The sequence below is a fragment of the Pseudomonas citri genome (assembly GCF_025336485.1).
GTDB classification, from domain to species: domain Bacteria; phylum Pseudomonadota; class Gammaproteobacteria; order Pseudomonadales; family Pseudomonadaceae; genus Aquipseudomonas; species Aquipseudomonas citri.
Window position 1 is genome coordinate 47569 of sequence record NZ_JAODAB010000032.1, and the last position, 10299, is coordinate 57867.

At 59.5% G+C, this 10299-nt stretch carries 10 protein-coding genes; 9 read left to right on the forward strand and 1 reads right to left on the reverse strand.

What is annotated here, in order from left to right; translation table 11 throughout:
• The first annotated feature begins 13 nt into the window (after window positions 1–13).
• Genes mrcB through N4Q37_RS24925 form a run of 3 tightly spaced genes read left to right on the forward strand, consistent with a single transcriptional unit; the run spans window position 14 to window position 3394 of the window.
• A complete protein-coding gene (gene mrcB, locus N4Q37_RS24915; RefSeq protein WP_260962649.1) occupies window positions 14–2332 on the forward strand; it encodes a penicillin-binding protein 1B in 2319 nt (772 codons plus the stop codon).
• Between the two features lie 16 nt (window positions 2333–2348).
• Entirely contained in the window at window positions 2349–3065 is a 717-nt protein-coding gene (locus N4Q37_RS24920; protein WP_260962652.1) for a tetratricopeptide repeat protein, read from the forward strand.
• The gene (locus tag N4Q37_RS24925) at window positions 3065–3394 is read left to right on the forward strand and encodes a YqcC family protein (protein ID WP_260962654.1); all 330 of its coding nucleotides are present in this window, start codon (window positions 3065–3067) and stop codon (window positions 3392–3394) included. The genes N4Q37_RS24920 and N4Q37_RS24925 overlap by 1 nt, the downstream gene beginning before the upstream one ends.
• A gap of 7 nt (window positions 3395–3401) precedes the next feature.
• On the opposite strand, the gene N4Q37_RS24930 is transcribed toward N4Q37_RS24925, so the two are convergent.
• On the reverse strand, window positions 3402–3827 hold the full coding sequence (locus N4Q37_RS24930) for a DUF4124 domain-containing protein (RefSeq protein WP_260962656.1): 426 nt from the start codon (window positions 3825–3827) through the stop codon (window positions 3402–3404).
• A gap of 400 nt (window positions 3828–4227) precedes the next feature.
• On the opposite strand from N4Q37_RS24930, the gene N4Q37_RS24935 reads away from it, so the two are divergent.
• The 6 genes from N4Q37_RS24935 to msrQ all read left to right on the forward strand — a co-directional run bounded on the left by N4Q37_RS24935 (window position 4228) and on the right by msrQ (window position 10209).
• The gene (locus N4Q37_RS24935) at window positions 4228–5952 is read left to right on the forward strand and encodes an acetolactate synthase 3 large subunit (RefSeq protein ID WP_260962658.1); all 1725 of its coding nucleotides are present in this window, start codon (window positions 4228–4230) and stop codon (window positions 5950–5952) included.
• Window positions 5953–5954: 2 nt separating this feature from the next.
• Entirely contained in the window at window positions 5955–6446 is a 492-nt protein-coding gene (gene ilvN / locus N4Q37_RS24940) for an acetolactate synthase small subunit (protein WP_003205610.1), read from the forward strand.
• 45 nt (window positions 6447–6491) lie between these two features.
• Window positions 6492–7508, forward strand: coding sequence for a ketol-acid reductoisomerase (ilvC, locus tag N4Q37_RS24945; RefSeq protein ID WP_260962666.1), 1017 nt, complete (start codon window positions 6492–6494; stop codon window positions 7506–7508).
• A gap of 143 nt (window positions 7509–7651) precedes the next feature.
• On the forward strand, window positions 7652–8497 hold the full coding sequence (gene pssA / locus N4Q37_RS24950) for a CDP-diacylglycerol--serine O-phosphatidyltransferase (RefSeq protein ID WP_260962668.1): 846 nt from the start codon (window positions 7652–7654) through the stop codon (window positions 8495–8497).
• A gap of 75 nt (window positions 8498–8572) precedes the next feature.
• Window positions 8573–9586 carry a protein-methionine-sulfoxide reductase catalytic subunit MsrP gene (msrP, locus tag N4Q37_RS24955; RefSeq protein WP_260962669.1) on the forward strand — a complete coding sequence of 338 codons (1014 nt, stop codon included), beginning with the start codon at window positions 8573–8575 and terminating at the stop codon, window positions 9584–9586.
• Window positions 9586–10209 carry a protein-methionine-sulfoxide reductase heme-binding subunit MsrQ gene (msrQ, locus tag N4Q37_RS24960; protein ID WP_260962671.1) on the forward strand — a complete coding sequence of 208 codons (624 nt, stop codon included), beginning with the start codon at window positions 9586–9588 and terminating at the stop codon, window positions 10207–10209. The genes msrP and msrQ overlap by 1 nt, the downstream gene beginning before the upstream one ends.
• Window positions 10210–10299 lie beyond the last annotated feature (90 nt).

Consider the following 10299-nt stretch of genomic DNA (forward strand, 5'->3'; position numbering starts at 1 on the left):
ATAATCCGCCGCCATGACTCGTACCCGATCCCCTCGTACCCCCAAGAAACCACCCGCCAGCCGCCTGCGGCCATGGCTGGGCTGGGCCCTTAAACTCAGCCTGGTGGGCCTTGTTGTGCTCGCTGGCTTTGCGGTCTATCTCGACGCGATTGTCCAGGAGAAGTTCTCCGGCAAGCGCTGGACCATTCCGGCCAAGGTGTATGCCAGGCCGCTGGAACTGTTCGTCGGACAAAAGCTCAGCCGGGAGGACTTCCTGACCGAGCTCGATGCCTTGGGCTATCGCCGTGAAAGCGCGGCCAACGGCCCGGGCGCGGCCTCGGTCAATGGCAACACCGTCGACCTCAATACCCGTGGTTTCCAGTTCTATGAGGGCATGGAGCAACCGCAATCGGTGCGGGTGCGGTTTTCCGGCGATTATGTGGCGGCGCTGACCGGTGCCAACAATGCAAGCCTGTCGGTGGTCCGTCTCGAGCCGTTGCTGATCGGCGGCCTGTACCCCAAGAACCTCGAAGACCGGATCCTGATCAAGATCGACCAGGTGCCGCCGTTCCTGCTCGATACGCTGATCGCCGTCGAGGACCGCGATTTCTATCACCACTTCGGTGTTTCGCCCAAGTCGATTGCCCGGGCAGTCTGGGTCAACACGTCCTCGGGCCATATGCGCCAGGGCGGCAGTACCCTGACCCAGCAACTGGTCAAGAACTTTTACCTGACCAACGAGCGCAGCCTGACCCGCAAGCTCACCGAAGCGATGATGGCGCTGCTGCTGGAAATGCATTACGACAAGCGCGAGATCCTGGAGGCTTACCTCAACGAGGTGTTCATCGGCCAGGACGGTCAGCGCGCGGTGCATGGTTTTGGCCTTGCCAGCCAATTCTTCTTCAGTCAGCCGCTGTCCGAGCTCAAGCTGCACCAGGTGGCGCTGCTGGTGGGCATGGTCAAGGGACCCTCTTCCTATAACCCGCGGCGTAATCCCGAGCGCGCCTTGGAACGCCGCAACTTGGTACTCGACTTGTTGCAACAGCAAGGCGTGGCGACGGCCGAGCAAGTTGAAGCCGCGAAGAAAATGCCATTGGGCGTGACCAAGCGCGGCAGCCTGGCGGACAGCTCGTTCCCCGGTTTCATGGACCTGGTCAAGCGCCAGTTGCGTGAAGACTACCGTGACGAAGACTTGACCGAAGAAGGCCTGCGGATCTTCACCAGTTTCGATCCGATCCTGCAGATGAAGGCCGAAGCGTCGGTCGAAGACACCTTCAAGCGACTGGGAGCGCGCAAGGGCGCCGACGAAGTCGAGGCCGCCATGGTGGTGACGAACCCGGAAACCGGCGAAGTCCAGGCCATGATCGGCAGTCGCCAGGCCAGTTTTGCCGGTTTCAACCGGGCCCTGGATGCCGTCCGGCCCATCGGTTCGTTGATCAAGCCGGCGGTGTACCTGACGGCCCTGGAAAAACCGAGCCAGTACACATTGACCAGTTGGTTGTCGGACGAGACGTTCTCGGTCAAGGGCGCGGACGGTCAGGTATGGACGCCGCAGAACTATGATCGCCGTTCCCACGGCACGGTCTTCCTGTACCAGGGGCTGGCGCATTCCTATAACCTTTCGACGGCTCGCCTCGGGCTGGAAGTCGGCGTGCCAAATGTGCTCAAGACTGTGGCGCGCCTGGGGGTGAACCGCGAACTTCCGGCCTTCCCGTCGATGTTGCTGGGGGCCGGTGGTCTTGCACCGATTGAAGTGGCCGCCATGTACCAGACCTTGGCCAACGGTGGTTTCAATACGCCGATGCGCGGGATCCGCAGCGTGCTTACCGCTGAGGGCGAGCCGCTCAAGCGGTATCCGTTCCAGATCCAGCAGCGTTTCGATCCAGCCTCCATTTATCTGATCCAGAGCGCCATGCAGCGGGTCATGCGCGAAGGCACTGGCAGTTCGGTCTATAACGTGCTGCCCCGCACCCTGACCCTGGCGGGCAAGACCGGTACCAGTAACGATTCGCGCGACAGTTGGTTTGCCGGTTTCAGCCAGGATCTGCTGGCGGTCGTCTGGCTCGGGCGCGATGACAACGGCAAGACGCCGTTCACCGGTGCCACCGGCGCGTTGCAGGTGTGGACCAGTTTCATGCGCAAGGCTGATCCGTTGCCGCTGGACATGCCGCAACCGGATAACATCGTTCAGGCCTGGGTCGATTCGCGCACAGGACAAGGCTCCGATGCCAATTGCCCTGGTGCGGTACAGATGCCGTATATTCGCGGCAGTGAGCCGCCACCCGGTGCCGCCTGTGGCGGTCAGAATCCTGCCGAGTCGGTGATGGATTGGGTCAAGGACTGGATGAATTAAGCAAAGAGGGTTTCAAGTGAACAAGTGGTTGATTCCAGCGGTAACGGCCGTGGCTTTGCTCAGTGGCTGCTCTACCGTGCAGCGTGGTTCGATCCCGGTTGTGGACTCCGGCACGGCTGTTTCCAACAGCGAGCGGATCTCGGCCAATGGCGGCTTCCGCCAAACGACAGTGAAGCGCCCGACCCAGGGCCAGACCCAGGCGATTCCCCAGGGTGACACTGGTGTCGTGGTGATGGTGCCAGGTGGCGGCGCGACGACCTCGGCGCCGATCAGCACGACGCCGATCACGCCAGGCCCTATTACACCGGGTCCGATCGAGACCTCGCCGAGCAATCAGGGCAGCTACAGCATGCCGTCGACACCGAGCAGTACTCCCTCCGGTTCGGGTGGTTTGGCTGCCGATGAGCAACTGGACGGCCCGGTGCTGGCCCTGCTGACGACGGCGCAACAGCAACAGGCCAGCGGCGACCTGAACGGTGCGTCCTCCAGCTTGGAGCGTGCCCAACGTGTAGCGCCGCGCGAGCCCCAGGTTCTTTATCGCCTGGCCCAGGTGCGCATGGCCCAGGGCGATGCGCCGCAAGCCGAACAATTGGCTCGTCGTGGCCTGACTTTCACCAGCGGTCGCCCGGCGCTCCAGGCCAGCTTGTGGGAATTGATTGCCCAGGCGCGTGAGAAGCAAGGCGATTCCGCCGGTGCGGCATTGGCCCGCCAGAAAGCCAAGGTTTCGCTCTGATGGATACCCGCTTTCCCGAGATCGCCGACCAGTTGCTGCTGATCGAGCGGGAACTGCGGGTCCAGGGCTGGTGGAGCAGCGTTTCGCCGTCGGCGCAAGCGCTGGCCAGTGTCGAGCCGTTCGCGGTCGACACCCTGGACTTCGAGCAGTGGCTGCAGTGGATTTTCCTGCCACGGATGAAGGTCATCCTGGAAAACGACCTGCCGCTGCCCAACGCCTCGGGCATTCTGGCCATGGCGGAAATGGTCTATGCCCAGCGACCAGGGCAGGGCATCGAGTTGCAACGGCTGCTGGCGCAGTTCGACCAACTGATCAGCGACGTGGGCTGAGCGCCGTTTACTGGCAATTCTCCTCGATCTGCTTGCGGGTCTCCTCGATCCGCTGGCGCCGTTCTTCCTCTGTGAGGCGGCGCATTTCCCCCTCCACGTCTTCACGCACCCTTGGATTGTTCTGCAGTTGCGCCAGGTTGGTCCGTGCCTGCTCGCAGAAAACCTTGAGCTGGGCTTCTTGCTCGACTATCTGCTTCTTGACCTGTCGGTCGATGGTTTTCTGGTCGCCGATGACGCCACCGGACGGAGGCGATGCGGATGGTTTGGCGTTCGATGGCGCCGGGCTGATCACAGTGGTGGCTTCCGTGCCTTGGGGCGGCTGCGCGCCGAAGTGAGTCACGCCTTGGGCGTCCACCCATTTATAGACCTGGCCGGCCATGCAGGTCGGGCTCAGGCCAACCAACAGGCTGGCCGTCAGGAGAAACGTACGCATGCTGTTTCCTTGTCGTGGATTGCGCAATCGAAGCTAACACAGTTGTCGATTAAAGGTGTTTTCTTGCGTTCTCATGCACTTACTTCGAATAAAGCACATAGACGACTTGACTTGCAGAAGGCGAAACAGAAGAATCCAAAGTCCGCTGTAGAGGGACTGCCAGAAGCAGGCCCACTCGGCAGATCATGAGGCGCATATCCGCGTCGACCTGTTACACCCGCAACGCGTTACCTCGCGCTGGGTGGGAAAGGCCCGCAACACTTGGGACGATCCCAATACTTGCTCAGTCAGTGCTGACGTAGTCGGCGACCACCGTCGCTCATGCTCTGCCGAGAAGTAAACCTATTAAGACCCGTCCCCGTTCGTGGGTCGGTATTCTGGCGTTTTAGAGGTGAACAACGTGGAGCTTTTATCTGGCGGTGAGATGCTCGTCCGCTTCTTGCGTGACGAAGGCGTCGAATATATCTACGGGTACCCCGGTGGTGCTCTTCTTCATGTCTATGATGCCCTGTTCAAAGAACCGGAAGTGACCCACATCCTGGTTCGTCACGAGCAGGCGGCGACCCACATGGCTGACGGCTACGCCCGTGCCACCGGCAAGGCCGGCGTGGTCCTGGTGACTTCCGGTCCTGGCGCCACGAACGCCATCACCGGTATCGCCACTGCCTACATGGACTCCATCCCGATGGTGATCATCTCCGGCCAGGTGCCCAGCACCATGGTCGGCACCGATGCGTTCCAGGAAACCGACATGATCGGTATCTCCCGGCCGATCGTGAAACACAGCTTCATGATCAAGCACGCCTCGGAAATCCCGGAAGTCATGAAGAAGGCATTCTACCTGGCCGAGTCCGGTCGTCCGGGCCCGGTCGTGGTCGACATTCCGAAAGACATGACCAACCCGGCCGAGAAGTTCGAATACGTCTACCCGAAAAAAGCCAAGCTGCGCTCCTATAGCCCGGCCGTTCGCGGCCACTCGGGGCAGATCCGCAAGGCCGCCGAAATGCTGCTGGCGGCCAAGCGTCCCGTGCTGTATTCGGGTGGCGGTGTGATCCTTGGCGGTGGCTCGGCGCCGCTGACCGAACTGGCGAAAATGCTCAACCTGCCGGTCACCAATACCTTGATGGGACTGGGTGCCTACCCGGGCACCGACCGTCAGTTCATCGGCATGCTCGGCATGCACGGCAGCTACACCGCCAACCTGGCGATGCACCATGCCGATGTGATCCTGGCGGTCGGCGCGCGTTTCGATGACCGTGTCATCAACGGCGCGCCGAAGTTTTGCCCGAACGCCAAGATCATCCACATCGACATCGATCCGGCCTCGATCTCCAAGACCATCAAGGCAGACGTGCCGATTGTTGGGCCTGTAGAGAGTGTGCTGACCGAAATGGTCGCCATCCTCAAGGAAATCGGCGAGGTCCCGAACAAGGAGTCCGTGGCCAGCTGGTGGAAGCAGGTCGATGAGTGGCGCGGTGACCGTGGCCTGTTCCCTTACGACAAGGGCGACGGCAGTGTGATCAAGCCGCAGACTGTTATCGAAACCCTGTGCGAAGTGACCAAGGGCGATGCCTTTGTGACCTCCGACGTGGGCCAGCATCAGATGTTCGCCGCGCAGTACTACAAGTTCAACAAACCCAACCGCTGGATCAACTCCGGTGGCCTGGGCACCATGGGCTTCGGTTTTCCTGCGGCCATGGGCGTCAAGCTGAGCTTTCCGGATCACGACGTCGCCTGTGTCACGGGCGAGGGCAGTATCCAGATGAACATCCAGGAGCTGTCGACCTGCCTGCAGTACGGTTTGTCGGTGAAGATCGTCAACCTGAACAACGGTGTGCTGGGCATGGTTCGTCAATGGCAGGACATGAGCTACGGCAGCCGCCACTCTCATTCCTACATGGAATCGTTGCCGGACTTCGTCAAGCTGGTCGAGGCCTATGGTCACGTGGGCATCCGCATCACCGACCTGAAGGATCTGAAATCCGGGCTTGAAGAAGCCTTCGCCATGAAGGATCGCCTGGTGTTCATCGATATCCAGGTCGACACCAGCGAGCACGTCTACCCGATGCAGATCAAAGACGGCTCCATGCGCGATATGTGGCTGAGCAAGACGGAGCGTACCTAATCATGCGACATATTATTTCCCTGCTTCTGGAAAACGAACCGGGTGCGCTGTCTCGTGTAGTGGGTCTGTTCTCCCAGCGCAACTACAACATCGAAAGCCTGACGGTAGCGCCAACCGAAGACCCGACCTTGTCGCGTCTGACGCTGACGACAGTGGGCCATGATGAAATAATTGAGCAGATCACCAAGAACCTGAACAAGCTGATCGAGGTGGTCAAGCTGGTGGACCTGTCGGAAAGCGCTCACATCGAGCGCGAACTGATGCTGGTCAAGGTCAAGGCCACCGGCGCCCAGCGCGCCGAGATCAAACGCACTACCGATATTTATCGTGGGCAGATCGTCGATGTCAGCGCCAGCGTCTATACCGTTCAGTTGACCGGTACCAGCGACAAGCTCGACAGCTTCATTCAATCGATCGGCACTGCCTCGATTCTGGAAACCGTACGCAGTGGTGTCACCGGCATTGCCCGTGGCGACAAAGTACTGAGCATCTAAACCAAATTAGCGAATGGCCTGAACGGCCGGATATAGGGGTATTTCATGAAAGTTTTCTACGATAAAGATTGCGACCTGTCGATCATCCAGGGCAAGAAAGTCGCCATCATCGGTTACGGTTCCCAAGGTCACGCCCAGGCGTGCAACCTGAAGGATTCCGGCGTTGACGTGACCATCGGCCTGCGTAAAGGCTCGGCCACTGTCGCCAAGGCCGAGGCCCATGGCCTGAAAGTCACCGACGTGGCTTCCGCCGTTGCCGCTGCCGACCTGGTCATGATCCTGACTCCGGACGAGTTCCAGGGCGCCCTGTACAAGAACGAAATCGAGCCGAACATCAAGAAAGGCGCCACCCTGGCCTTCTCCCACGGCTTCTCGATTCACTACAACCAGGTTGTGCCGCGTGCCGACCTCGACGTGATCATGATCGCGCCGAAGGCTCCGGGCCACACCGTGCGTTCCGAGTTCGTGAAGGGCGGCGGTATCCCTGACCTGATCGCGATCTACCAGGACGCCTCGGGCAACGCCAAGAACGTAGCCCTGTCCTACGCTGCCGGCGTTGGCGGTGGTCGTACCGGTATCATCGAAACCACCTTCAAGGACGAGACCGAAACCGACCTGTTCGGTGAGCAGGCTGTTCTGTGCGGCGGTACCGTCGAGCTGGTGAAAGCCGGTTTCGAAACCCTGGTTGAAGCTGGCTACGCGCCGGAAATGGCCTATTTCGAATGCCTGCACGAACTGAAGTTGATCGTTGACCTCATGTACGAAGGCGGTATCGCCAACATGAACTACTCGATCTCCAACAACGCTGAGTACGGCGAGTACGTAACCGGTCCGGAAGTGATCAACGCCGAATCCCGTCAGGCCATGCGCAACGCCCTGAAACGTATTCAGGACGGCGAATACGCCAAGATGTTCATCAGCGAAGGCGCCACCGGCTATCCTTCGATGACTGCCAAGCGTCGCAACAACGCGGCCCACGGTATCGAGATCATCGGTGAGCAACTGCGCTCGATGATGCCGTGGATCAGCGCCAACAAGATCGTCGACAAAGCCAAGAACTAAGTCGAGAACTTGAGCGAAAAACGCGGCCTAGGCCGCGTTTTTTCGTTTGGACGGTGGGTTCTGGTATAAAGCTGCATCGTTTGCGGTCGAACCGTCGCCCCAGACATCTGTCGAATTTTTCACACCGTTGCAAGGTACTGTCCATGAGCGAACGTCCCGACGAGCCGAACCAGGCTCCTGACGCCGAAAGCCTGCTGCCCATCGACGAGCACGTCGAAGAAGGTCACGATGCTGAAGGCCGTAAGGTCCGGCATCGTGGTATCTATCTGCTGCCGAACCTGTTCACCACGGCGAACCTGTTTGCCGGTTTCTACTCCATCATCAACTCCATGAGTGCCCAGGCTGCCTTGAGTGCCGGCGATGCTGCGGGCGCAAGCCGCTACTTCGCCTTTGCCGCCATCGCGATCTTCGTCGCCATGGTGCTCGACGGCCTGGACGGGCGCGTAGCGCGCATGACCAACACCCAGAGTGCGTTCGGCGCCGAATACGATTCGCTGTCCGACATGGTCGCCTTTGGCGTGGCCCCTGCCTTGCTGGCGTTCGGTTGGGCGCTGGGAGACATGGGCAAGGTTGGCTGGATGGTCGCCTTTATCTATGTGGCGGGTGCGGCGTTGCGCCTGGCACGCTTCAACACCCAGGTTGGCAAGGCTGATAAGCGTTATTTCATTGGCCTGGCCAGTCCTGCCGCGGCGGGTGTGGTGGCAGGTGTTGTCTGGGCCTTCAGTGACTACGGCATACAGGGATCGAAGATGTCCTTCCTGGTGGCCTTGCTGGTAGCGGCGGCCGGGATGCTGATGGTCAGCAACATCAAGTACAACAGCTTCAAGGAGCTGGACCTGAAGGGGCGCGTGCCGTTCGTTGCGATCCTTGCGGTGGTGCTGGTGTTCGCCGTGGTGTTCAGCGATCCGCCACGTATCTTGCTGTTGGTGTTCCTCGCCTATGCTGCTTCCGGCCCGGTGCAATATTTGCTGCGTCTTCGCCGACGCTAAACGTTGCCTTAATGTAATTTCCCCCATACTCCGCAGTCTATTGGTGCACCTGTCCTCCAATTCTGCGGAGTTGCCATGTTAATCAAGATCTCCAAGTCTTCCGATTGCCGTGAGTCGGACGTCACGCCGGAATCCTTTTATCTGTCTCGTCGCCAAATATTGGGCGCCACCGTGGCGGGGATTGCGGTGGGTAGCTTGCCACGCTGGGCTCTGGCGGGTGATGGAGGGCGTTATGCTGATGTCGATCCTGGCAAGGCGCCGTCCTGGTTTGCCGAAAAACTTCCGTCCACCCAATGGGGTGCCGTCACGGTCAAGGATGAGGCCATCACACCGTTCAAGGACGCCACTCACTACAACAACTTCTACGAGTTCGGAACCGACAAGGGCGATCCGGCGGCAAATGCCGGGTCTTTGAAAACCGAACCCTGGAGCGTCGTGGTGGACGGGGAGGTGGGCAAGCCGGGGCGCTATGAGCTGGAAGACTTCATGAAGCCTTATCAGTTGGAGGAGAGGATCTATCGGTTGCGCTGTGTCGAGGCGTGGTCGATGGTCATCCCGTGGATCGGTTTTCCCCTCTCTGCGCTGCTTAAACAGGTCGAGCCGACCTCCAAGGCAAAATTCATCCGCTTCGAAACTTTGCAAGATCCCAAGACCATGCCCGGGCAGCGCTCCAGTTTCGCCTTGATCGACTGGCCTTATGTGGAGGGTTTGCGACTGGATGAGGCGATGAACCCGTTGGCGATCCTGGCGGTAGGGATGTACGGACGGGAATTGCCGAATCAGAACGGTGCGCCGTTGCGTTTGGTGGTGCCCTGGAAGTATGGGTTTAAAAGCGTGAAATCCATTGTGCGTATCAGCCTGGTCAGTGAGCAGCCCAAAACCACTTGGCAAAGTATTGCGTCAAACGAGTACGGCTTCTATGCCAATGTCAATCCGACGGTCGATCATCCGCGCTGGACCCAGGCCCATGAGCGGCGACTGCCGAGCGGACTGTTGCGCCCCAATGTTCGCGATACGCTCATGTTCAATGGCTATCAGGATGAAGTGGCCTCTTTATACGCAGGGATGGATCTGAGGAAAGACTACTGATGCGCTTTGCAGCATGGCGAGCCGGCGTCTTCGTCGCGGCGGCGGTCTGGCCGTTGTTCTGGCTCTACCAGGCGATTACGAACGCCTTGGGTCCTGATCCGGGCAAGGTGCTGGTGGATCGGTTGGGGCTGGGGACGCTGATCTTTTTGCTGATCACCTTGAGCATGACGCCATTGCAGAAAATGACGGGGTGGGCGGGGTGGATCGCAGTCAGGCGTCAGTTGGGCTTGTGGTGCTTTACCTATGTCGTGTTGCACCTGAGTGGATACGCGGCGTTCATATTGGGGTTCGACTGGTCGCAGTTGGGGGTTGAGCTGAGCAAGCGCCCCTACATCATTGTCGGTGCGCTGGGGTTTATCGGTTTGCTGGCGCTGGCTATTACCTCCAATCGTTACAGTCAACGCCGGTTGGGTGTGCGTTGGAAGAAGTTGCATCGCTTGGTGTATCTGATCCTCGGGCTTGGCTTGCTGCATATGTTGTGGATCGTGCGGGCGGATCTGCAGGAGTGGGCGATATACGCTTTCATAGGCAGCATATTGCTGCTTCTGAGGGTTCCACCGGTTATGCGTCGGATCCCGCGTTTATGGGGGCGGAAGGTTCCTTTTGCAACAAAAGCAAAATAAGTGTTGACGGCAGATTCTGGATCTCTATAATTCGCCCCACTTCCGGCGCAGTCGAAACGGAAAACTCCTTGAGATTCAATGAGTTAAGTA

Bases quoted from the DNA above. Each gene is read 5' to 3' on its own strand.
- mrcB (WP_260962649.1), top strand. From the start codon at position 14: ATGACTCGTACCCGATCCCCTCGTACCCCCAAGAAACCACCCGCCAGC.
- N4Q37_RS24925 (WP_260962654.1), top strand. From the start codon at position 3,065: ATGGATACCCGCTTTCCCGAGATCGCCGACCAGTTGCTGCTGATCGAG.
- N4Q37_RS24930 (WP_260962656.1), bottom strand. From the start codon at position 3,827: ATGCGTACGTTTCTCCTGACGGCCAGCCTGTTGGTTGGCCTGAGCCCG.
- ilvN (WP_003205610.1), top strand. From the start codon at position 5,955: ATGCGACATATTATTTCCCTGCTTCTGGAAAACGAACCGGGTGCGCTG.
- ilvC (WP_260962666.1), top strand. From the start codon at position 6,492: ATGAAAGTTTTCTACGATAAAGATTGCGACCTGTCGATCATCCAGGGC.
- pssA (WP_260962668.1), top strand. From the start codon at position 7,652: ATGAGCGAACGTCCCGACGAGCCGAACCAGGCTCCTGACGCCGAAAGC.
- msrP (WP_260962669.1), top strand. From the start codon at position 8,573: ATGTTAATCAAGATCTCCAAGTCTTCCGATTGCCGTGAGTCGGACGTC.
- msrQ (WP_260962671.1), top strand. From the start codon at position 9,586: ATGCGCTTTGCAGCATGGCGAGCCGGCGTCTTCGTCGCGGCGGCGGTC.